Source organism: Pseudomonas sp. MYb118 (assembly GCF_040947875.1).
In the GTDB taxonomy this organism is placed as follows: domain Bacteria; phylum Pseudomonadota; class Gammaproteobacteria; order Pseudomonadales; family Pseudomonadaceae; genus Aquipseudomonas.
Window position 1 is genome coordinate 401,910 of sequence record NZ_JBFRXN010000004.1, and the last position, 21,006, is coordinate 422,915.

Sequence of the window (21,006 nt, forward strand, 5' to 3'; positions counted from 1 at the left end):
TCGGCACAGCCGGCGTAGCGGTCAGTGATGGTGTGGCAGGTGCTCGAACAGGGTCTTGCACACCCCGGCGATGTGCTCGTCGAGCAGGCTCACCGCGCGATCGACATCACCTGCGCGGCAGGCGGCGATGATCTCGCGGTGTTCGTGGTCGGCGCGCTCCTTGCCCGATGACAGGGTCATCTGCATGCGCAGGTAACGCTCCAGCTTGTCGTTGACCGAGCGGATCAGGTTCACCAGGAACGGCCGTTGCGCCGGTTCATACAGGCAGGCATGCAGTTCCCAGTTGAGCTCGGCCCAGCGGCCGACGTCATCCTCGCCGACGAACTCCTGGCAGATGCGTTCGGCCCTGGCGAAGGTGGCCTCGGTCATGTTGGGAATGGCCAGGCGCAGCACCTTGTCTTCGAGCAGCATGCGCACTTCGAACATCTGCGCCAGTTCGGCGTCGGACACCCGCGTGACCATCGCCCCGCGATTGCGCTGGAACATCACCAGGCCTTCGGCTTCCAGGCGCTTGAGCGCCTCGCGCACGGGGATCTTGCTGACGTTGAACTGGCGGGCGATGTCGTCCTGGCGAATCGGTTCGTCCTCGGCGAAATGCCCGGCGACGATGGCGTCACGCAGGTGGCGGGTGATGATTTCCGAGGTCGAGGGCGCATTGCCCAGGTCTGGAGCGTTGAATTTGGGTAGGGTCACGGCGGCGATCGTTCGGACTGATTTGCATATATGGTATACGAATTTGCCCGTGGAACTCACTGCGCCTGACGGAGCAGGCGACCGTTAGCTGCACAATTGGATCATCAAGTTGTCACTTACGGTCATTGAGCGGTCACTCGAGTGCTCATAATCTGTTGCCCATGACAGAGGGGCGCCTAAGAGCGCTCCCACTTTTCCGTGATCGCTCGATGTGGAGTTTCCGATGACCGCCGCTCATTACCCGCACCTGCTGGCCCCGCTGGACCTGGGATTCACCACGCTGCGCAACCGCACCCTGATGGGCTCGATGCACACCGGCCTCGAAGAAAAGCCCGGCGGCTTCGAGCGCATGGCGGCGTATTTTGCCGAGCGCGCCCTTGGCGGCGTCGGCCTGATGGTGACCGGCGGTATCGGCCCGAACGACGAGGGCGGGGTGTACTCCGGTGCGGCCAAGCTGACCACCGAGGAAGAGGCGCTCAAGCACCAGATCGTCACCCGTGCGGTGCACGACGCGGGCGGCAAGATCTGCATGCAGATCCTCCACGCCGGTCGATATGCCTACAGCCCCAAGCAGGTCGCGCCGAGCGCCATCCAGGCGCCGATCAACCCGTTCAAGCCAAAAGAGCTGGACGAGGACGGCATCGAGAAGCAGATCAGCGATTTTGTCACCTGCTCGGTGCTGGCGCAGAAAGCCGAGTACGACGGCGTCGAGATCATGGGCTCGGAAGGTTATTTCATTAACCAGTTCCTCGCCGCGCACACCAACCACCGCACCGACCGCTGGGGCGGCAGCTACGAAAACCGCATGCGCCTGCCGGTGGAAATCGTCCGTCGGGTGCGCGAGGCGGTGGGTCCGAATTTCATCATTATTTTCCGCCTGTCGATGCTCGACCTGGTCGAGGGCGGCAGCACCTGGGAAGAGATCGTCACCCTGGCCAAGGCCATCGAGCAGGCCGGCGCGACCATCATCAACACCGGTATCGGCTGGCACGAAGCGCGCATTCCGACCATCGCCACCAAGGTGCCACGTGCAGCATTCAGCAAGGTCACGGCCAAACTGCGCGGTTCGGTGAGCATTCCGCTGATCACCACCAACCGCATCAACACCCCGGAAGTGGCCGAGCAAATCCTTGCCGAAGGCGATGCCGACATGGTCTCGATGGCGCGGCCGTTCCTCGCCGACCCGGACTTCGTCAACAAGGCCGCCGCTGGCCGCGCCGATGAAATCAACACCTGCATCGGTTGCAACCAGGCGTGCCTGGACCACACCTTCGGCGGCAAGCTGACCACCTGCCTGGTCAACCCGCGTGCCTGCCACGAAACCGAACTCAATTACCTGCCGGTGCAAACCCTGAAGAAGATCGCCGTGGTGGGCGCCGGCCCTGCGGGGTTGTCGGCGGCGACTGTGGCGGCCGAGCGTGGCCATCAGGTGACGCTGTTCGATTCGGCCAGCGAAATCGGCGGCCAGTTCAACGTGGCCAAGCGTGTGCCGGGCAAGGAAGAGTTCTATGAAACCCTGCGCTACTTCAACCGCAAGCTGCAAACCAGCAACGTCGAGGTGTGCCTGAACACCCGCGTCGACGTGGCGCAACTGGTCGACGGCGGCTATGACGAAATCATCCTCGCCACCGGCATCGCCCCGCGCACGCCGGCCATCGAGGGTGTCGACAACGCCAAGGTGCTCAGCTACCTGGACGTGCTCCTGGCGCGCAAGCCGGTGGGCCCGCGCGTTGCGGTGATCGGTGCCGGTGGCATCGGCTTCGACGTCTCGGAGTTCCTGGTGCATTCGGGCGTGGCCACCAGCCTGGACCGTGAAGCGTTCTGGAAGGAGTGGGGCATCGACACCCACCTTGAAGCGCGCGGCGGCGTCGCCGGCGTCAAGGCCGAGCCCCATGCCCCTGCCCGCGAAGTGTTCCTGTTGCAGCGCAAGAAATCCAAGGTCGGCGACGGCCTGGGCAAGACCACCGGCTGGATTCATCGCACGGGCCTGAAGAACAAGCAGGTGCAGATGCTCAACAGCGTCGAATACCTGAAGATCGACGACCAGGGCCTGCACATCCGCATCGGCGAAAGCGGCGAACCGCAGGTGCTGGCGGTGGACAACATCGTCATCTGCGCCGGGCAGGACCCGCTGCGTGAATTGCACGAAGGGCTGCTGGCGGCGGGGCAGAGCGTGCACCTGATCGGCGGCGCCGACGTGGCGGCGGAGCTGGATGCCAAGCGGGCGATCAATCAAGGGTCGCGGTTGGCGGCTGAGCTGTAACAGGCAGGCCCGTCCTGCCAATGGCTATCGCGGGCAAGCCCGCTCCTACAGGGATCACCTGAACCCTGTAGGAGCGGGCTTGCCCGCGATGGCGTCCTCAAGGCTGCTAATATGCCGGCTCTAACAGCAGAGCCCTCCTTCATGTTTCCCCCGCCCCCCCTGGAACCCCTCCACCTCGACTGGCTCACCCCCGCCCACCTCGAACTGGCCATCCTGCGCCTCGACCAGATCGACCCGCTGATCAGCGGCAACAAATGGTTCAAGCTCACCGAACACCTCAAGGCCGCCGACCGCGCTGGCGCAAAAGGCATCATCAGTCTGGGCGGTGCCCATTCCAATCACCTGCACGCACTGGCCGCCGCCGGTCAACGCCTGGGCTTTCGCACGGTGGGGCTGATGCGCGGGCATGCGCAGGACACGCCGACGGTCAACGACCTGCAAGCGCTGGGCATGCAACTGCACTGGCTCGGTTACGCCGGTTACCGCGCGCGGCACCAGGCGGATTTCTGGGCGCCGTGGCAGGCGCAGTACCCCGAGCTGTGGCCGGTGCCCGAGGGCGGTGGCGGCTTGCCCGGCGCCATCGGCTGCATGCCGTTGAAGGCGATGGTCGAGGCGCAACTGGGCAACCTCGGCTGGAGCGACTACGACGGCTGGTGGCTGGCGTGTGGCACCGGCACCACGCTGGCCGGGTTGGTGCTGGCCGAGGCGGGCGAGCACCCGGTCTACGGTGCGCTGGCGGTACCGGATGATTTTGGCGTGGCGCAGCAGATCGAGGCTATTGCCCGCGAGGCGCAGGTCCCGGCAGCGGGCTATGAACTGTTCGACGCCTGTCGCGGCGGTTTTGCCAAGGTTGACCCGCTATTGCTGGACTTCATCGAGCAGACCGAACGCGCCAGCGGCATTGCCCTGGAGCCGCTGTACACCGGCAAGGCATTGCTGGCGCTCAAGCAGCAGGTCGAGGCCGGGCGCTTCAAGGCCGGCACCCGCCTGATCTTCATCCACACCGGCGGCTTGCAGGGCCGCCGCGGGTTTGCCTGATCGGCGTTCAGTTGCGTTTGGGCATCATGCGCAGCAGGGTGTTATCACGCACGATGTAGTGGTGATACAGGCCGGCCAGTGCGTGCAGGCCGATCAACCAGTAGCCGATCGTGCCGCCCAGTTCATGCCAGTCCTGGATCTGCCGGGCCAGCGCCTTGTCTTCCGACACCAGCAGCGGCAGGTCCAGGCCGTAGAACATCACCTGGTTGCCCTTGGCGCTGGTGACGAGCCAGCCAAGGAGCGGCATCGCGATCATGAATAGGTACAGCGCCCAGTGCATCAGACGGGCGAGGGTGGTCTGCCATTTCGGCGAGGCGGGGAAGATCTGCGGGGCCGGGCCGAAAGTGCGGGCGAACAGCCTGAGCCAGACCAGCACGAACACCGTCAGCCCGAGCATGAAGTGCGATTCGACGATCAGCGTGCGGCCGCCGCTGCCTTTGGGAAACATCCCGCGCAGTTCGATGCAGGCGTACACCAGCGCCAACAGGACCAGCATCAACCAGTGCAGCGTGATCGAGACGGTACTGTAGCGTGACTCGGAATTCTTCCAGGGCATGCGGCGTTCCTCACGGTTCGGTTCAAGCCACCGTTCTTGATCGACGGTGTGCTTTAACTGTAATCCCGTTTAACCGTGTTTGCCTGTGCGCTAAATCAACGAACCCCGCCCCCCCCTGTAGGAGCGAGCTTGCTCGCGATGGAGGTCCAAGCACCGCGGGGTGTCAGGTACCCAGCGTTATCGTTGACGACCATCGCGAGCAAGCTCGCTCCTACAGGGGGAGGGCAGTGAATCACATGCTCTGCGGCATCTCGCCATTGGCCAGGCGCCGGTTGATGTCGGCGATCACCGCGGGCAGGTCGACGATGGTGTCGATCATGTAGTGCGGGCGCGAGCCTTCGAACAGCGCCTGGATACGCTTGCGCTCGCTGGCCAGTTGCTCGCTGTCCAGGGCGCGGTAGCCGTCGTAGTCCAGGCCCAGCGCGTTGCCCGAGCAGAGCAGGGCGACGGTCCACATGCCGGCGCGGCGACCTTCGAGGATGCCCGGCACCGTGTCGTCGATCTTCACACACGCGGCGACATCGTTGATGCCCAGCGCGATCACATTGGCCAAGGCCTGGGCCGGCCATGGACGGCCGTTGGGCACTTCGTCGGTGGCGACCACATGGTCGGCGATGTAGCCGTTGCTGGCGGCCAGTTCGACCACCTTGTCCATGACCTGTTTCGGGTAGCCGGAGCAGGAGCCGATTTTGATCCCTTGGGCACGCACCTGCGCGATGGTGTCCAGCGCGCCGGGAATCAGCGCGGAGTGCTCGGCGATTTTCTCGATCTGCAACGGCATGAAGCGGTTGTAGATGGCGGTGACGTCGTCGTCGGTCGGCGTGCGCCCGAACACCGCGCGATAACGCTCGGCCACGGCAGGCTGATCGCACAGCGTGCGGATGTGGTCCCACTTGCCCATGCCCATCGGGCCACGGGCTTCTGCAATGGACACCTGCACGTCGAACTCGGCGAAGGCCTCGACGAAGATCTGCGTGGGCGCGAACGAGCCGAAATCGACCACGGTGCCGGCCCAGTCGAAGATGGCGGCCTGGAGTTGGGTGGGGTGGGTGTAGTTCATGGTGATGTAAATCCTGTGGTGACTGACTGTCGGTGAACTGATTTTCTGTGGGAGCGAGCCTGCTCGCGATAGCGGTCTGACATTCATCGTCGACTGTGCAGGTCTCATCGCGAGCAGGCTCGCTCCCACAAGGGATAGGGGGTGCGGTTTAGATGTGTGTCACTTCCATCTCTCGCAACACCTCGCCAATCGCCGCCACGGCGGCGCGCATTTCGGCGGGCTGGACGTGGCCGATGCAGCCGACGCGGAAGGTCTCGACTTCGGTCAGTTTGCCGGGGTAGAGGATGAAACCCTTGGCTTTGACCCGTTCGTAGAAGTCCTTGAACTGGTAGCGCGGGTCCTGCGGGGCGTGGAAGGTGGCGATGATCGGTGCCTGGATCGCGGCGGGCAGGAAGCTGCGCAGGCCCAATGCATTCATTTCTTCCATCAGCGCCTGGCAGTTGGCGGCATAACGCGCGTGCCGTGCCGGCAGGCCGCCTTCTTCAACGTATTGCAGCAGGGCTTCGTGCAGCGCCGCCACCACGTGGGTCGGTGGGGTGAAGCGCCATTGGCCGGTCTTGGCCATGTAGGTGTGCTGGTCGTGCAGGTCCAGTGCCAGAGAATGTGCATTGCCGGCAGCCGCGGCCAGCGATTGCTTGCGGGCAAATACGAAGCCCATGCCCGGCACGCCTTCCAGGCACTTGCCCGAGGCGGCGATCAGGGCGTCGAACGGCACCTGTTGCGCGTCCACCGGCAGCGCGCCGAAGGAACTCATGGCGTCGATGATCAGGCGTTTGCCGTGGCGGGCCACCACCTGGGCAATGTCCGCCAGCGGGTTGAGGATGCCGGTGCTGGTTTCGCAGTGAATCAGCGCGACGTGGCTGATGCCGGCGTCGGCGTGCAGCAGGCGGTCGACATCGGCGGCGGTGGTCGGCTGGTCTTCGGCGGTGACGAAGGTGCTGACGGCGCGGCCCAGCACCTGGCAGATGGTCGCCAGGCGCTTGCCGTAGGCGCCATTGATCAGCACCAGGACCTTGCCGTCACGGGGCACCAAGGTGCCGATGGCCGCTTCGACGGCGAAGGTGCCGCTGCCTTGCAGGGGTACGCAGTGATGGCTGGCGCTGCCGTTGATGATCGCCAGCAATTGTTCGCAGACGCTGGCGGTCAATTGGTTGAAACGCTCATCCCATGAACCCCAGTCGACTAGCATTGCCTGACGGGTGCGGACCGAGGTGGTCAATGGGCCGGGGGTGAGCAGGACGGGTTCGGCAGGACGCATGGGGCTGTTCTCGCTTTCGATGGGCTGACGCTAGCGGGGTTAAATTGCAATTTGCGCACGCATCAATCAAATTGTTTGTTGTTATGCCTGTCATCAGTGAGAGTTATCCATGAACCTGTTTCAGCTGCGCGCTTTCGATGCGGTGGCCCGCGAAGGCAGCTTCACCCGTGCGGCTGCGCGGTTGTTCATCAGTCAGCCTGCCGTCACCGGGCACATCAAGGCGCTGGAGGAGCACTACCAGATCACCTTGCTGCGACGCACGGCGCGACGGGTGGAGTTGACGGAGGAGGGCAGCAAGCTGGCGGCCATCACCCGGGCGATGTTCGGCCTGGCACAAGAGGCGCAAGTGTTGCTCGAAGCCAACCGGCAGTTGCTCACCGGGCGCCTGGAAGTGGCGGCGGACGGCCCGCACCTGGTCATGCCGATGCTCGCCAGCTTGCGGGCGCGCTATCCGGGGATCACCGTCAACCTGCGCCTGGGCAATGCCCAGGACACCCTGGCGGCGCTGTTGTCCGAGCACGCCGACGTGGCGGTGCTGACCGAGATCGAGCCACGCAAGGGCCTGCATTTGCAGGCGCTGAGCGAGTCACGGATCTGCGCGCTGGTGCCGGCGGGGCATGCGTGGGCGCAACAGGCCAGGGGCGTGCCGCTCGCAGCGCTGGATCAGGTGATCATGGTCTTGCGTGAGCCCGGCTCGATTACCCGGCGCACCTTCGATACGGCGTGTGCCCAGGCCTCGGTGCAGCCGCGGGTGTTGCTGGAGCTGGACAGCCGCGAGGCGGTGACCGAGGCGGTGGCGGCGCAGTTGGGGGTCGGGGTGGTGTCGTCGGTGGAGGTCGGACATGACCCGCGGGTGGTGGCGGTGCCGCTCATTGGCGAGGGGCTGGTCAATCGGCACTTGCTGGCGTGTGTGGAGCGGCGGCGGGAGTTGCGGTTGATTCAGGCGTTTTTTGGGTTGGTGCCGGGCGGTTAGACCGAGTCGCCTTTATCGCGAGCAGGCTCGCTCCCACAGGGATCTCATCCACATGGAAGATCCGATGTGGGAGCGAGCCTGCTCGCGATCAGCTTCTAAGGTTGACCAACCAATCCAGCAACAACCGATCATCCCCTCTCGGCTGCCGCGCCGGTCGCGGTGTCGGCGGGTTGCTCGCGGCGGCGTACAGCACCGGGCGGTCGGGGTCGCTGTCGAGAAAGCTGATGAGCACCTCGCTGCCGGCCATCGGCATCCGCCACGATTCGATCCGGCCATGGGGCGTGGCGACGACCATCGGCAGCCAGAGCCCGCTGGACGGTTCGTCAGTGGCGTTTGCCGTCGGCCACAGTTGGACCTGGATGCGACCCTGATCATCCATGGGCGCCGGTTCGCCGGGCGGGCCGAGGACTCGCGCCGGTTGAAAGCCGGGAATCGCCGGCCGGGGGTGCCTGAGTGCCGGGCGAAACACGCTCGACCAGGCAATGGCCGTGAACTGATTGCTGTAGCGCCGCGCCTTGTCGGTGGTCGGGCGTTCTAGGATCGACGGCTGCTGGCCCTGATGGCGCAGTTCGATCAACAACCATTGATCGTTGAAATTCGGCAGGGGATGTTCCGACACCTGCAGGATGTGTCCGCTGCGCAACGCACTCTGGTTACTGCGGCCCTGCAACTGCCCGTGCCGACACCGCAGGCGTTCCAGTGTCCGGCGGCTGAGCCGGTCGTGATCGAGTGCCGGCGAGGCAGGACGCACCGGCAATGGCGGCGAGGTGTGGCGCTGGAACAGCTCGCTGATCACCGGTGTCTGCCCGGTCGTCGGCGGATCGCCGTGAAAGTGCATCAACAGCGGCTCTTCGGGGAAGCTCAGGCTGTCGTCCGCCAGCACCAGCACATGGCCATCGCGTTGATGCTCGAAGTGATAGTGAATGCCTTCTTCTTCGCACAACCGTTGCAGGAAGGTCAGGTCGCTTTCGTCAAACTGGATGCAGAACGGCCTGGCGGGGTAACGACCATCGGGCAGTTCGAAGCGGTAACTGTGTTCAGGCAGGCCGTTTTCTGCCAGCAGCAGACGCAGGATGGCGGGCACATCGAGCTGGTAAAAGACCCGACGCGCAGGCTGGCGGTCGAGGTTCTGCAGCCAGGGCACCAGCACCAGCCGATAGTCGATGCGCTGCGGGCCACGGTGTTCGCGACTGGCACTGTGAATGATGCCGTGTACGCCCTGGCCATTGGCGAAACTCAGGTACACCGGCTGTTGCAGCAAATGCTCAAGGTTCATGGCCGGAGCCAGGCCAATCATGTCGATTTCGAACCGATAGGGCTGGTTGAGCGCCTCATGACCTTTGAACTGCACCACAGGCCAGCTCAGGTCACCGTTGAGCAGGGTCAGGGTGTAGGGATTTTCCTTGTCGTTATGCATCGAATCCGCTTCTGCCAGGGAGTACCAGCGCAGAGGGTACGAAACCGTGACCCTAAAGGGTTATCGCAATCGTTGTTTCAGAATCGCCCTACAACCACCAGTGAACATGTCGATTCTGCCGGATGGAATTTTTGGTCGATTGCCAACTTTAGGCCGTATAAACTTGCGCCATGCGTCGGCCAATAGATGTCTCGGCGCCACAGACCAAGAGAGTGAGTGATGGGCGCACAGTGGAAGGTTAAACACAAAGAAGCGGCAGCCAATGCCAAGGGCAAGATCTTCGGCAAACTGGTGAAGGAAATCACCATTGCTGCGCGCAACGGCGCCGATGTTGCTACCAACGCACACCTGCGCCTGGTGGTTGAACAGGCCAAGAAAGCCTCGATGCCCCGCGAAACCCTGGAACGTGCGATCAAGAAAGGCTCCGGCCAGCTCGGTGAAACCGTGCAATACCATCGCGTGACCTACGAAGGTTTCGCTCCGCATCAGGTGCCGCTGATCGTTGAATGCGTGACCGACAACATCAACCGTACCGTCGCCGAAATCCGCGTCGCGTTCCGCAAGGGCCAGTTGGGTGCTTCCGGTTCCGTGGCCTGGGACTTCGACCACGTAGGCCTGATCGAAGCCGCCCCGGACACCCCGGATGCCGATCCTGAACTGGCCGCCATCGAAGCCGGCGCCCAGGATTTCGAACCGGGTGAAGAGGGCGCGACCCTGTTCATCACCGAAGCCACCGATCTGGATTCGGTACAGAAAGCGTTGCCGGAGCAGGGTTTTACCGTGTTGTCGGCGAAGCTGGGCTACAAGGCGAAGAACCCGGTCAGCGGTTTGAGTGATGAGCAGATGGCGGAAGTCGAAGCGTTCCTCGAAGGCCTCGATAACCATGATGATGTGCAGGATCTGTTTGTCGGCTTGGCCGGTTGATTGATTCAAGTCTTGCGGGCGGTTTCGCCTGATAGACCCTCGCGGGCAAGCCCGCTCCTACAATTGATCGCATTCCCCTGTAGGAGCGGGCTTGCCCGCGATTGACCGCAAGGCGGTCAAAAACCACCCAACTCCAGCACAATCTCGCTGAACCCAGGCCTGGCCAGCACGTCGCCCTGACAGCAACGGCGCTGCAAGTCCTCCAGCCGCTCATGCGTGTGATCACTCAAGCCCGAGTCGATCCGCTCCAGCAACTCTCCCAGCAACACCCCGAACGCACGCACCTCAATCCGCTGCAAGGCACGGCTCTCGAAACTGTCGTCCGTGGCGTGGAACGACGCCGCGCCGAAATCCCCGAGCAGGCAGTCACCGTGCTCGTTCAACAGAATGTTGTGGCCATAGAGGTCGCCGTGGGTGATGCCCTGGCGATGCAGGTGTTCGCCCACCGAGGCGATGCCACGGGCGATGCGCAGCGCCACGTCCGCGTTGAACCGCGTGTCATCGGCGTAGACATCGCGGCTGCAGGATTCCAGGCTCGGCAGCCCGGCGAGGTTGCGGTAACTCGGGTCGACCAGTTCCATGACCAGCCCGGCCTGGTGTTGCGGGTGTTCGACGATCCGCCCTTCGACCCGAATCAGGTTGGGGTGCAGTCCGGCGGTGATGCAGGCGTTCATTTCATGCAGCGGCGAGCCATCGCTGGTCATTTCACCCTTGTAGAGCTTGATCGCCACCGCTTTGGCGTGCTGCCACTCGGCCCGATGAATGACGCCGGAGGCGCCTTCGCCCAGCTTTTCCCCAAGGCTCAGTTGCGACCAGGCAATGGTGGGTGTGGCGTCCAGGGCGGTAGCGTCGGCTTCGGTTTCCAGCGGGTTACCGGCATAGGCCAGCCAGGTCAGGCTCGGCAATGTCAGCAGCCAGTCGGGCAATTCACTCAAGCGGTTGGCGGCGAGGCGGGTCAGCTCTAGCCGATGGCAGTTGCGCAGGCTGGGCGGCAGCTGGGTCAGGCGATTGCCGGCCAGCATGAGTTTTTGCAGGAACGGACGCTCGCCCAGTTCGGTCGGCAGCTCAGTGACGCGGTTGTCGGTCAGGATCAACCAGCGCAACAGTGGCGGCAGTGCAGCCCCCGGCACGGTTTCGATGCGATTGCCCTTGAACCCGACCATGCTCAGCGCGGGGCACTGGCCCAGGCAGGCGGGCAGCTCGGTGAACTGGTTGCGGTCGCAGAACAGCACACGCAAACGGCGCAGGCGGTGAAAGTCGTCCGGCAGGCTGCTCAGGGCGTTGCCGCTGAGGTTGAGGACTTCCAGGGTGTCGGCCAGGTCGAGGATTTCCCGGGGGAATTGGGTCAGGCCGGCGGCCAGGTCCAGGCGCGTCGCGCCCGCCAGCAGGCCGGCGCGCAGTTGGGCAAGGGTGTCCATGAACAGATTCGCTATCGAATGGCCCGAGGCCTGAAAAGGGGCGCCATGATAGCGGATGAAGCGCGCCTACAGGGGAGGGGATTGTGTGGCGATCAGTTGTCCTAACCGGCTGCGTGTACGCGCCAGGTCGATGGCGTCGCCGCCCAGTGTTTCGCACAACGAGCGCTGGCCCATCAGGATCAGGTGCTTGTCCTGGTCGTACAACACGTCCACCAGGTTGATGAAACGCTGCTGTGCGGCGATCGAGCAGTCGGCCAGGTTGGGCATTTGTTCGATGATCCAGTGATCGAAACGCCGGCACAGTTCCAGGTAATCCATCACGGCCGTCGGATGCTCGCACAGGTCGGCGAAGGTGAAGCCGACGGTGCGCCCGTCGCAGTGGCGGGCTGGCAGTTGGCGAGTGCCGACGGTCAGGGTGATGGCCGGGGCGTCGACACTTGGCAGGTTCAGCATCTGCCGTTGCGCGGCACTGGCCGGCCAGACGTACTGGCCCTGGGTGAACAACTGCTGGGCGTGGGTCCTGGCCTGGCTGCGATAGTCGTGTGGGCCGCCAACTTCCATCACTTGCATGCGGGCGTTGATCAGCTCGATCACCGGTTTGAAACGTGCGTGGTAGAGCGGGTTGGGCAGCAAGCCTTCGGGTGGGTAGTTCGACGTCACCAGCAGCAGGATGCCACGGCGGAACAGCGCCTTGAACAGCCGCGTGATGAGCATGGCATCGCCGATGTCGTGCACGTGAAATTCGTCGAAGCACAGGACGCGGCAGTCTTGCAGCAACTCATCGAGGGTGGCCGCCAATGCGTCAGGCTGATCGCGGTGGGTGAACATGCCTTGATGCAGCCGGGCGAAGAATTCGTGGAAATGCAGGCGTTGCTTTTGCTCGATCGGCAGGGACTGGAAGAAGCCGTCGAGCAACCAGCTTTTGCCACGCCCGACCGCGCCATGCAGGTACAGGCCGGGGATGGTTTTTTCCGTGGTGTCGAGCAGGCTGGAGGCGTGCTGCGCCATGCAGTCGATCACCCGTTGTTGGCTGTGGCTGAGGGTGTAACCCTGGGTGTGGGCCTTGTGGCGGAAGTAGTCGTGGACCATGCGTGCGCTTTGCCCGTGACTGGCGGGCGCTGTTTTTCCCAGCAGGCGGCGTAGCGATGGCCAGCGGGGGTTGAAGCGCGAGCGGTTGGGGGGGCGAACGGGCACGGAGGTTTTTCCCATATGCGTCAGGCGGGCTAGTGTACCCCCGTAGGAGCGAGCTTGCTCGCGAGGCGGTTTCTGGTCGTGTACATATCCATTGTTGCGGTAACGGCCGCTTATGGTTTCGCCCTTACGGCGACTCACTTTTTTTACAAGCGCCTAAAAAAAGTAAGCAAAAAAACGCTCGCCCCAGCGTACGGCCCCTCGCTGGCGCTCGGGGTTCCTTCGCTCCGGCATCCATCCGGGGACATCGCCTCCGGTTTGCTGCGCTGCACCTCCTCTCGATGTGTGCGGCTGCGCCGCACGGCGCTGCGCGCCTTCTCCCCGGATGAATGCCTCCACTCAGCCTGCCGAAGGGGCGGGTGGATCAAGATCAAAAGCTTGCTGTTCTCCCCCCCCCCCTGTGGGAGCGAGCCTGCTCGCGAAGGCGGCCTGCCAGCCGCCCCATTATCTGCTGGTGTACCCGCCCTCTGTAGGAGCGAGCTTGCTCGCGATGGTCGTTAACGATGACGCGGGCTGTCTGGATGTCTGCGGTGTCTGGGCCATCATCGCGAGCGAGCTCGCTCCTACAGGGGGCAATTGTTTTGCCTGGCTGGAAATTTCTTGGCCCGTTGCTAACCTGATTTGCAGGAGTCAACCCGAAGGGATTGGGCGTGAACGGAATCGTTGTTGTGGCAGTCGCGAGCATTATGCTCAGTGCACAGGTCTTGGCCGCCGAGCTGCAGGTGCAGGTGCGGGTTGACGTGCAGCGTGGCTGTCAGTTGGTCGGGCAGCAACGCAGTGCGGGCGTCGAGCCGCTGGGTGTGCTCGATTTCGGCCAGACTGCGCGGCTGGACGATGCTGGCGGGCCGCTGGGGGCGGCGCTGACGAATGGGCGATTGCCCCGTCTGGAATGCAACCCCGATACCCCTTATCAATTGCGCATCGACGGTGGCCAGCACGGTGGCGTCGGTGATGTGCGCTACATGGCCGGTGCTTCCGGCAGCAAACCCATCCCCTATCGGCTGTACCAGGACCCCGCGCGGCAGATCCCGCTGCCGGTCGATGTGCCGGTCAGCGGGCGGGTGCCGAGCACCGGCAGCGTGGATCTGCCGTTGTACGCGCGTATTGAACGGCTGGCGGAAATCGTGCCCGTCGGGCGTTACACGGACATGGTGAAGGTGACGGTCACCTGGTAGCGGTTCAGGCCCCCGATGGAATCGGGGGGTGCAGGGAAGTGGGCGTTCCTGATCGAACGCTCTGGTAGGTCCTGAAGGAGTTGGGATGGGCGTGATGACAAGCAGGCAATGGGCATTGATCACCGTGGCCGCGCTGGCCTGGCCGGGCGCTGGCGCGCAGGCGGCCGTCAGCGGGCAGGTTTATGCGCGCCTGACCATCATTGCCGGTTGCGAGGTCAGCAATGGTGGCAGCACCGGCAGCCCGGTCAGTGATTTCGGTACCCTGGATTTCGGTGAGCAAGGCCCGACCTGGAGTAACCCGATCAGGGCCAGCCTCGGTCAGGGCGGCGGCGGTCGGTTGAATGTCGCCTGCGATCCGTCGGTCAACGGTTTCACCGTCACCATCGACGGCGGCACCCACGGCGACGGCACCACCCGGCGCCTGAGCAATGGCCGCCAGACCCTCCCTTATCAACTGTTTGTCGATGCCTCTGGCAACCAGAGCTACAGCATCGGCCAGCAACATAATTTCGCTGTCACCCACGGCACGCAGATACCGATCCCGGTGTTCGGTGCTGTGGTGGCGAACACCCGCGCGATACCGGCCGGTGTCTATACCGACACCCTCACCGTGACGCTGGATTGGTAAACCCGAAGAGGATGGAGACCATGCGCAAACTCGTGACAAGGATAGGTTTATCGCTGCTGGGCCTGGTGCTGGCCGTCAGTGTCCACGCGGCCACGACCGTGACCGGTCAGATCACCTCCAGCCTGATCCTGACCAGCAGTTGTCAGGTCAATGGCTCAGGAGGCAGCACCGGGCTGAATTTCGGCGCGCTGAACTTCGGCACCGCCAACAGCCTGTTCACCACGGCCTCGGGACAAGTCCTGGGCGGCGGTGGCGGGGCGTTGTCGATTCTCTGTTCCGCCGGCACCACGCCCGTGGTCAAGGTGCGCGCCGGTGCCCACGACGGCCAGTCGGCGGGTGGCACGCGGGCGTTGTACGACGGCGTCGCCAACTATGTGCCGTACGACCTGTACACCGATGCCGGGCATTCGCAGCCCCTGGCCATCGACGGCACGATCAGCCTGGCTCCGAGTACCGGGGTGGCGCAAACCGTGAACCTGTACGGCCAGGCGGTGGGCAAGGCCGGGCTGCCGGCGGGCACCTACACCGACACGATTTCCGTCGAACTGACGTTCTGACGCGATGAAGCGCCAGGGATGGGCCGCGCTGCTGGTGATCTGCACGATCAGCCTGCCCGCGCCGCTGACGGCGGCCACCAGCCAGAGCTTCCAGGTCAGCGCCACGGTGGTGCCGGGCTGCCTGGTGGTGGGCGGGGTGTCGAACTACGGCAGCCTGAATTTCGGCAGCCAGTCGGCGTTGGCCACCAGCACCGTGCGAGTGGCCCTTACGGCGGGGGTGCAGTTGCAATGCACACCGGGTGTGACCCTGACCATGAGCGTCGATGGCGGCCAGTACAACAACAGCGGGCGGCACATGCAGTTGAGCACCGGCAGCAATCGGGTGGCCTATCAGTTGTTCCGCGATGCAGCCTACAGCCAGAGCCTGGGCATCGGTCAAAGCGTGACGGTGGCCTATGCCGACGCCAATAACATCCGCCTGCCGATCTACGGCCAGGTGCAATTGCCGGGCAATCAGCCTGGGGGGACTTACAGCGATGTGCTGCAAGTGCAGCTGTCGTTTTGAACGAGTTGGGCAGACACAAGGAGCGGGTATATGCGTCATGCAGTAGGGGCGTTGCTGCTGTTGGCGGCGATCAAGGCGCAGGCGGCCAGTTCGGTACTGATCTGGCCGATTGATCCGGTGCTGGAGGCCGATCAGCAGGCCAGTGCCCTGTGGCTGGAAAACCGTGGCGATGAAACGGCGAATCTGCAGATTCGTGTGTTCGCCTGGAGCCAGAGCGATTTCAGCGACCAGTACCAGAATCAGCGCGATGTCATCGGCAGCCCGCCCGTGGCGAAGATCGAGCCGGGCCAGAAACAACTGGTGCGCCTGACCCGCACCCGGGACATTGCGCCGGGGCAGGAACTGGCCTATCGCATCATCATCGACGAAATCCCCTCGGCAAGACCGCCCGTCGCTGAGGACGGCAAGACGGCGGCGGCGATTCGTTTCCAGATGCGTTACTCGGTGCCGTTGTTCGCTTACGGCGCGGGTCTGTGGAGCAAGGAGGACGCCAGCCGCAAACGTGATCCGAAAAGCGCCGGCCTGCCGGACCTGAGCTGGCGCTCGGTGGCGGTGGATGGCCAGCCCTATGTCGAAGTGCGCAACCGCGGCGCGGTGCATGCGCGCCTGACCGATGTCTCGCTCAAGCAGGGCGGCCAGTCGCGGCCGATGGTGGACGGCCTGCTCGGCTACGTGCTGCCGGGGGCGATCATGCGCTGGCCGGCGCCGGGACCGATGGCCGGCGAGCCGGCGTTGCAGGTCCGGGTCAACGGTGCGCCGCAACTGCAGAGTATTGCGCCGGCACGCTGACGCAAGGGTGAGGGGCAGGGAGGGCAAGGTCCATTGACGGACGTACAGCGGTAATGAGCCAGCGCCTGGCTCGCAGTTTCCAGTGTCCGTTGCGGGTGATCGGTTGTGTAGGTTGCCTGATGTTCGTTCACTCGTCCGGAGCCGGTGACTTGCCGCCTCCACCCAGCGGCATGGAGGCCGTGGCTGATGCGCAGTTGTTCCTGGAATTGGTGGTCAATCAGATGAATACCGGGCGCGTCGTCGCGGTGGAGCAGCGTAACGGGCGGTTTTTCCTGCCGGCCAGCGCGCTGCGGGAAACCGGCATGAAGCTGCCGGACGGCCTCGGTGCCGAAGTCGATCTCGATGGTCTGCCGGGTCTGCACAGTCAGTACGACGGCAACGGCCAGCGCTTGCTGCTCGATGTACCGCCAAACTGGCTGCCGGAGCAGTTCATCGGCAATCGCAACACCTACCCGCGTACCCAGGCCCTGAGCAGTTTCGGCGCCTTGTTCAACTACGACCTGTACCTGAACGACACCGATGATGCCGGCACTTATCTTGCCGCGTGGAACGAAGTGCGGCTGTTCGACAGTTGGGGCACGCTGTCCAACACCGGGCAGTATCGGCGCACGCTGTCGGGGGATTCACTCAGCGCGTTGAACAACGGCTACCTGCGTTACGACACCACCTGGCGCTATTCCGATGACGAGCGCCTGCTGACCTACGAGGGCGGTGACCTGGTCAGCGGTGCCTTGCCCTGGAGCAGTTCGGTGCGCATGGGCGGGGTGCAACTGTCCAGGGACTTTGGCGTACGGCCCGACCTGGTGACCTACCCGTTGCCGCAGTTCGCCGGGGAGGCGGCGGTGCCGTCGTCGGTCGACCTGTTCATCAATGGCTACAAGTCCAGCAGCGCCGGTCTTCAGCCCGGCCCCTACACGCTGACCAATGTGCCGTTCATCAATGGCGCCGGTGAAGCGGTGGTGGTCACCACCGACGCATTGGGCCGACAGGTCTCGACCACGGTGCCGTTCTACGTCACCAGCAGTCTGCTGCAAAAGGGCCTGAGTGATTTTTCCGTGGCCGCCGGCTCCCTGCGGCGGGACTACGGCCTGCGTGATTTCTCCTACGGACCGGGGGTGACCTCCGGCAGTTTGCGTTATGGCGTCAGCGACAGCTTCACCCTGGAGAGCCACGCCGAAGCCTCGGATTCGCTGACCCTGGGCGGCATCGGTGGCAACCTGCGCCTGGGCAATTTTGGCGTACTGAACACCGCCGTCAGCCAAAGCCGGTTCGACGGTGACAGCGGTCAGCAACTGAGTGTTGGTTATCAGTACAGCAGCCAGCGCTACAGTTTTTCCTACCAGCGTTTGCAGCGCCGCGACCGTTATGCCGACCTGACGGTGGTCGACAGCACGTTCACCACATTGAGCCGGCGCAGTGAGCAGGCGACCCTGAGCGTCAACCTCGAACGTTGGGGCAGCCTGGGCGTGGGTTATTTCGACATCCGCGCGGCCGACGATTCGCGCACGCGGTTGCTCAACCTGACATGGAACAAACCGCTGTGGCACAACAGCAGTTTCTACCTGTCGGCCAACCGCGAAATCGGCGACAGCAACTGGGCGGTGCAGGCGCAACTGGTCATTCCGTTCGACCTGTACGGCAGCCTGGCCATCAGCAGCGAGCGCAGCAATACCGGGCAAACCCAGCAGCGGGTCAACTACAGCCGCGCCGTGCCCACCCAGGGCGGGGTTGGCTTCAGCCTCGGTTACGGCCAGGGTGACGGGCCTTCGTATCGTCAGGCCGACCTGACCTGGCGCCTGCAATCGGTGCAGTTGCAGGCCGGTGTCTACGGCACCAACGACGCCGAAACCCGTTGGGCCGATGCCAGCGGTTCGCTGGTGTGGATGGACAAGCAGGTGTTCGCGGCCAATCGTATCGACGATGCCTTCGTGGTGGTCAGCACCGACGGTTTTGCCGACATCCCGGTGCGTTACGAAAACCAGCAGGTCGGCCAGACCGATCGCAACGGCCACCTGCTGGTGCCATGGAGCAGCGCCTACTACCGTGGCAAGTACGAAATCGACCCGCTGAACCTGCCGGCCAACGTGCGCAGCCCGAATGTCGAGCAACGGATTGCCGTGCGCCGGGGTAGCGGTTACCTGCTGGAGTTCCCCTTGAGCCGGGTGGTCGCCGCGAGCATCGTGCTGGTGGACGCTCAGCAACAGGACCTGCCGCTGGGCAGCGGCGTGCTGCATGAACAGAGTGGCACGCAGACGGTGGTGGGCTGGGACGGGCTGGTGTACCTGGAAGACCTCAAGGCGCAGAACACCCTGAAGGTGAGCCTGGCGGATGGCAAAAGCTGTGAGGTGCAATTCGCCGTGGATGTGCAGCAGGAGCAGATCCCGCTGATCGGCCCACTGGTGTGCCGGCCATGAGGTGGCTGGCGCTGGTGCTGCTTTGCCTGCCGGGATCGGTGTGGGCGTTGTGTTCGGCGGTTCCTACGACACCGGCGTCGTTTGGTTCGGTGAGTTCGATTGCGGTGCGCACGGCGTCGCAACCCAGCTCGACGCTCAATGCCGGCCTGCGTTGCACGGGGTCGTTGCTGTCGTTGCTGACCACCAACGACCATTTCTACGCGAAAATCACGTCGACCCAATCCGGTCTGCTCGGGCCCAAAGGTGATGTGATCGGCTACACGCTGTATGCCAACAACAGCACCAACTACCCGATCACCCGTGGTGTGGACTTCGATTTCGCCCGCAACGGCATTATTGATGCGCTGGGACTGCTGGGCAGTGTCGTGCCGAAAACCGCGCCGATCTATCTGGGCACCATCGTCGGCAGCAACGTGGCCGCAGGGCTCTATACCGAAACCCTGAGCATTGCCTGGACTTGGGATTATTGTGCCGGCATTGGCGCGCTCGGGGCCTGCCTGGGGCGTGACACCAGCAGCGGCAACACCACCTTGACGGTCAACATGACCGTGTCCAACGACTGTACCATCACGGCGCCGAACATCGCGTTTGGCAGCGCACCGGTGGTCAGCGGGTTTGCAGCCGTCACCGGCCAGACGATCAACCTGGCGTGCACCAAGGACAGCGCCTATACCGTGGGCCTGAGTGATGGGCAGAACCCCGTCAGTGCCGGCGGCCGTCGGCGGATGATCTCCGGCAGCAACTACCTGGCCTATGACATCTTCAAGGGCAGCGGCACCACACGCTGGGGCAGTGTCGGCGCGGCGCGGCGGGCCGGCACCGATGCCGAGGTCAACCCCGGCAACGGGCAGGGCACCGGCAGCCAGATCTTCAACTACAACGCGAAGATCTACACCGACCAGACCACACCGCCAGCGGGGACCTACCTGGACAATGTGGTGCTGGATGTGGGGTTTTGAGTGATGTGAAACTGTGGGAGCGGGCTTGCTCGCGAAAGCGGTGTGTCAGTCACCGAATACTGGTCTGACACACCGCTTTCGCGAGCAAGCCCGCTCCCACAGGTTTAATCGTTCCCTCAGGTTGTACAATCAGGCTCTATCGCTCGATGCTACGGTTCCAGCGCGCGTTCCACTCAGGGCGCAGTTCGTTGACCTTGTCCCAGTCCACCGCAATCGCCGTTTCCAGGTACTGCTTCATCGCCTCCACCTGGCCATGGGTCTTGTCGGTGGTCGGGGTATTGGGGTTGGACGGGATCTGATCGCCGTCTTCCAGGGCGATGGCTTGCGCCTCCGGGGTCAGCAGAAACGCGGCGAGTTTCTGCGCCAGTTCCGGCTGGGTGTTGTTGGCGATGGTGCATTCGGCGACGTTGAGCACCACCGAGCCTTCCTTGGGCTGTGCGTATTCGACCTGCATGCCCTTGAGCTTCAGCGCCGTGACCTGGGTGGGCGTGAGCGGGAACAGCGCTGCTTCGTCGGTCTGCAGCATTTCGGAAATCTTCGCCGAGCTCGGGATGTACTCCAGCACGTTACGCCCGACGGTGTTCGGCCAGGCCTTGAAGCCCGGTTCGACGTTGGTTTCGCTGCCGCCCTGGATCCGGTTGAACATCAGGAAGCCGTGCAGGCCGAAGGTCGACGAGGCCATCGACTGGAACACCACTTTGTCCTTGAAGCGCGGGTCGGCCAGGTCCATCCACGAGGTCGGCGCCGCCCAGCCTTTTTCCTTGAACAGCCGCGTGTTGTACGCCAGCCCCGTCACGCCGAGGCTGACCGCCACGGCCTGGTCCTTGATGCGGCCCTTGGCCGGGATCTGCGCCAGGGTCGGGTTGTCTTCGAGCTTGTCGCACAGGCCCATGGCGATGGCGCGGTACATGATGCCGTCGTCGAGGAACATCACGTGCATCTGCGGGTTGCCTTTGCTGGCCTGGACCTTGGCCAGGATGTCGGCGGAGGTGCCCGGCACGATCACCACCTTGACGTTGTTGGCCTTTTCGAAGGCCGGCAGCACCTTGTCGGCGTAGAGCCGTTCCATGGTGCCGCCGTTCATGCCCAGGTACAGCGTCGGCTCGGCCTGGGCCTGGCCGACGGCGAGCAGGGCGCCCAGGCAGGAGCCGAGCAGTGCAGTGCGTTTGACGTTATTCATAAGCGCGA

The 21,006-nt window shown here is 63.9% G+C and carries 19 protein-coding genes and 1 pseudogene; 11 read left to right on the plus strand and 9 right to left on the minus strand.

Features of this window, described 5'->3' with window-relative positions; all coding sequences use genetic code 11:
- Window positions 1–21: 21 nt before the first annotated feature.
- A complete protein-coding gene (locus ABVN20_RS27840) occupies window positions 22–693 on the minus strand; it encodes a GntR family transcriptional regulator (protein ID WP_368559001.1) in 672 nt (223 codons plus the stop codon).
- A gap of 223 nt (window positions 694–916) precedes the next feature.
- On the opposite strand from ABVN20_RS27840, the gene ABVN20_RS27845 reads away from it, so the two are divergent.
- Together ABVN20_RS27845 and ABVN20_RS27850 are read left to right on the plus strand one after the other, a co-directional pair.
- Window positions 917–2,956 (plus strand): FAD-dependent oxidoreductase, encoded by a 2,040-nt coding sequence (locus tag ABVN20_RS27845; RefSeq protein WP_368559002.1) that lies wholly within the window; start codon window positions 917–919, stop codon window positions 2,954–2,956.
- Window positions 2,957–3,097: 141 nt separating this feature from the next.
- On the plus strand, window positions 3,098–3,994 hold the full coding sequence (locus tag ABVN20_RS27850; RefSeq protein WP_368559003.1) for a 1-aminocyclopropane-1-carboxylate deaminase/D-cysteine desulfhydrase: 897 nt from the start codon (window positions 3,098–3,100) through the stop codon (window positions 3,992–3,994).
- 7 nt (window positions 3,995–4,001) lie between these two features.
- On the opposite strand, the gene ABVN20_RS27855 is transcribed toward ABVN20_RS27850, so the two are convergent.
- The 4 genes and pseudogenes from ABVN20_RS27855 to ABVN20_RS27870 all read right to left on the minus strand — a co-directional run bounded on the left by ABVN20_RS27855 (window position 4,002) and on the right by ABVN20_RS27870 (window position 6,868).
- The gene (locus ABVN20_RS27855; protein WP_368559004.1) at window positions 4,002–4,550 is read right to left on the minus strand and encodes a cytochrome b; all 549 of its coding nucleotides are present in this window, start codon (window positions 4,548–4,550) and stop codon (window positions 4,002–4,004) included.
- A 116-nt stretch (window positions 4,551–4,666) separates the two neighbouring features.
- Window positions 4,667–4,786, minus strand: a pseudogene (locus ABVN20_RS27860) (outer membrane lipoprotein carrier protein LolA); the annotation flags it as partial.
- On the minus strand, window positions 4,783–5,610 hold the full coding sequence (gene phnX, locus ABVN20_RS27865; RefSeq protein ID WP_368559005.1) for a phosphonoacetaldehyde hydrolase: 828 nt from the start codon (window positions 5,608–5,610) through the stop codon (window positions 4,783–4,785). The gene phnX and the pseudogene ABVN20_RS27860, both read right to left, overlap by 4 nt.
- 148 nt (window positions 5,611–5,758) lie before the next feature.
- Window positions 5,759–6,868: a 2-aminoethylphosphonate--pyruvate transaminase gene (locus ABVN20_RS27870; protein WP_368559006.1), complete on the minus strand. Its 1,110-nt coding sequence runs from the start codon at window positions 6,866–6,868 to the stop codon at window positions 5,759–5,761.
- Between the two features lie 109 nt (window positions 6,869–6,977).
- Between ABVN20_RS27870 and ABVN20_RS27875 the strand changes: the two genes are divergently transcribed.
- Window positions 6,978–7,841 (plus strand): LysR substrate-binding domain-containing protein, encoded by an 864-nt coding sequence (locus ABVN20_RS27875; RefSeq protein ID WP_368559007.1) that lies wholly within the window; start codon window positions 6,978–6,980, stop codon window positions 7,839–7,841.
- Window positions 7,842–7,929: 88 nt separating this feature from the next.
- Here ABVN20_RS27875 and ABVN20_RS27880 read toward each other — a convergent pair whose 3' ends face one another.
- Window positions 7,930–9,258, minus strand: coding sequence for a type VI secretion system Vgr family protein (locus ABVN20_RS27880; protein WP_368559008.1), 1,329 nt, complete (start codon window positions 9,256–9,258; stop codon window positions 7,930–7,932).
- Between the two features lie 219 nt (window positions 9,259–9,477).
- Between ABVN20_RS27880 and ABVN20_RS27885 the strand changes: the two genes are divergently transcribed.
- The gene (locus tag ABVN20_RS27885; protein WP_368559009.1) at window positions 9,478–10,182 is read left to right on the plus strand and encodes a YebC/PmpR family DNA-binding transcriptional regulator; all 705 of its coding nucleotides are present in this window, start codon (window positions 9,478–9,480) and stop codon (window positions 10,180–10,182) included.
- A 116-nt stretch (window positions 10,183–10,298) separates the two neighbouring features.
- Here the strand turns inward: ABVN20_RS27885 and ABVN20_RS27890 are convergent, their stop codons facing one another.
- Together ABVN20_RS27890 and zapE are read right to left on the minus strand one after the other, a co-directional pair.
- Window positions 10,299–11,600, minus strand: a complete 1,302-nt coding sequence (locus tag ABVN20_RS27890; RefSeq protein ID WP_368559010.1) for a protein kinase — start codon at window positions 11,598–11,600, stop codon at window positions 10,299–10,301.
- 66 nt (window positions 11,601–11,666) lie between these two features.
- Window positions 11,667–12,794, minus strand: a complete 1,128-nt coding sequence (gene zapE, locus ABVN20_RS27895; protein ID WP_368559011.1) for a cell division protein ZapE — start codon at window positions 12,792–12,794, stop codon at window positions 11,667–11,669.
- A 683-nt stretch (window positions 12,795–13,477) separates the two neighbouring features.
- On the opposite strand from zapE, the gene ABVN20_RS27900 reads away from it, so the two are divergent.
- The 7 genes from ABVN20_RS27900 (at window position 13,478) to ABVN20_RS27930 (ending at window position 19,818) form a co-directional block, all read left to right on the plus strand.
- Window positions 13,478–13,966 carry a spore coat U domain-containing protein gene (locus ABVN20_RS27900; protein WP_368559012.1) on the plus strand — a complete coding sequence of 163 codons (489 nt, stop codon included), beginning with the start codon at window positions 13,478–13,480 and terminating at the stop codon, window positions 13,964–13,966.
- A 94-nt stretch (window positions 13,967–14,060) separates the two neighbouring features.
- Window positions 14,061–14,594 carry a spore coat U domain-containing protein gene (locus tag ABVN20_RS27905; protein ID WP_368559418.1) on the plus strand — a complete coding sequence of 178 codons (534 nt, stop codon included), beginning with the start codon at window positions 14,061–14,063 and terminating at the stop codon, window positions 14,592–14,594.
- 20 nt (window positions 14,595–14,614) lie between these two features.
- Entirely contained in the window at window positions 14,615–15,151 is a 537-nt protein-coding gene (locus ABVN20_RS27910) for a spore coat U domain-containing protein (protein ID WP_368559013.1), read from the plus strand.
- Window positions 15,152–15,155: 4 nt separating this feature from the next.
- Entirely contained in the window at window positions 15,156–15,656 is a 501-nt protein-coding gene (locus ABVN20_RS27915) for a spore coat U domain-containing protein (protein ID WP_368559014.1), read from the plus strand.
- Window positions 15,657–15,686: 30 nt separating this feature from the next.
- Window positions 15,687–16,445: a molecular chaperone gene (locus tag ABVN20_RS27920; protein ID WP_368559015.1), complete on the plus strand. Its 759-nt coding sequence runs from the start codon at window positions 15,687–15,689 to the stop codon at window positions 16,443–16,445.
- Window positions 16,446–16,498: 53 nt separating this feature from the next.
- Window positions 16,499–18,859 (plus strand): fimbria/pilus outer membrane usher protein, encoded by a 2,361-nt coding sequence (locus ABVN20_RS27925; protein WP_368559016.1) that lies wholly within the window; start codon window positions 16,499–16,501, stop codon window positions 18,857–18,859.
- On the plus strand, window positions 18,856–19,818 hold the full coding sequence (locus ABVN20_RS27930) for a spore coat protein U domain-containing protein (protein WP_368559017.1): 963 nt from the start codon (window positions 18,856–18,858) through the stop codon (window positions 19,816–19,818). Before ABVN20_RS27925 ends, ABVN20_RS27930 begins: the two co-directional genes overlap by 4 nt.
- 136 nt (window positions 19,819–19,954) lie before the next feature.
- Here ABVN20_RS27930 and ABVN20_RS27935 read toward each other — a convergent pair whose 3' ends face one another.
- On the minus strand, window positions 19,955–20,998 hold the full coding sequence (locus tag ABVN20_RS27935) for an ABC transporter substrate-binding protein (RefSeq protein ID WP_368559018.1): 1,044 nt from the start codon (window positions 20,996–20,998) through the stop codon (window positions 19,955–19,957).
- Between the last annotated feature and the right edge of the window lie 8 nt (window positions 20,999–21,006).

Excerpts from the sequence above, each read along its gene's own strand:
- ABVN20_RS27890 (WP_368559010.1), bottom strand. The coding sequence starts at position 11,600 with ATGGACACCCTTGCCCAACTGCGCGCCGGCCTGCTGGCGGGCGCGACG.
- ABVN20_RS27870 (WP_368559006.1), bottom strand. The coding sequence starts at position 6,868 with ATGCGTCCTGCCGAACCCGTCCTGCTCACCCCCGGCCCATTGACCACC.
- phnX (WP_368559005.1), bottom strand. The coding sequence starts at position 5,610 with ATGAACTACACCCACCCCACCCAACTCCAGGCCGCCATCTTCGACTGG.
- ABVN20_RS27850 (WP_368559003.1), top strand. The coding sequence starts at position 3,098 with ATGTTTCCCCCGCCCCCCCTGGAACCCCTCCACCTCGACTGGCTCACC.
- ABVN20_RS27910 (WP_368559013.1), top strand. The coding sequence starts at position 14,615 with ATGCGCAAACTCGTGACAAGGATAGGTTTATCGCTGCTGGGCCTGGTG.
- ABVN20_RS27855 (WP_368559004.1), bottom strand. The coding sequence starts at position 4,550 with ATGCCCTGGAAGAATTCCGAGTCACGCTACAGTACCGTCTCGATCACG.
- ABVN20_RS27930 (WP_368559017.1), top strand. The coding sequence starts at position 18,856 with ATGAGGTGGCTGGCGCTGGTGCTGCTTTGCCTGCCGGGATCGGTGTGG.
- ABVN20_RS27920 (WP_368559015.1), top strand. The coding sequence starts at position 15,687 with ATGCGTCATGCAGTAGGGGCGTTGCTGCTGTTGGCGGCGATCAAGGCG.
- ABVN20_RS27875 (WP_368559007.1), top strand. The coding sequence starts at position 6,978 with ATGAACCTGTTTCAGCTGCGCGCTTTCGATGCGGTGGCCCGCGAAGGC.
- ABVN20_RS27900 (WP_368559012.1), top strand. The coding sequence starts at position 13,478 with ATGCTCAGTGCACAGGTCTTGGCCGCCGAGCTGCAGGTGCAGGTGCGG.
- ABVN20_RS27845 (WP_368559002.1), top strand. The coding sequence starts at position 917 with ATGACCGCCGCTCATTACCCGCACCTGCTGGCCCCGCTGGACCTGGGA.
- ABVN20_RS27915 (WP_368559014.1), top strand. The coding sequence starts at position 15,156 with ATGAAGCGCCAGGGATGGGCCGCGCTGCTGGTGATCTGCACGATCAGC.
- ABVN20_RS27925 (WP_368559016.1), top strand. The coding sequence starts at position 16,499 with ATGAGCCAGCGCCTGGCTCGCAGTTTCCAGTGTCCGTTGCGGGTGATC.
- ABVN20_RS27880 (WP_368559008.1), bottom strand. The coding sequence starts at position 9,258 with ATGCATAACGACAAGGAAAATCCCTACACCCTGACCCTGCTCAACGGT.
- ABVN20_RS27885 (WP_368559009.1), top strand. The coding sequence starts at position 9,478 with ATGGGCGCACAGTGGAAGGTTAAACACAAAGAAGCGGCAGCCAATGCC.
- ABVN20_RS27905 (WP_368559418.1), top strand. The coding sequence starts at position 14,061 with ATGACAAGCAGGCAATGGGCATTGATCACCGTGGCCGCGCTGGCCTGG.
- ABVN20_RS27935 (WP_368559018.1), bottom strand. The coding sequence starts at position 20,998 with ATGAATAACGTCAAACGCACTGCACTGCTCGGCTCCTGCCTGGGCGCC.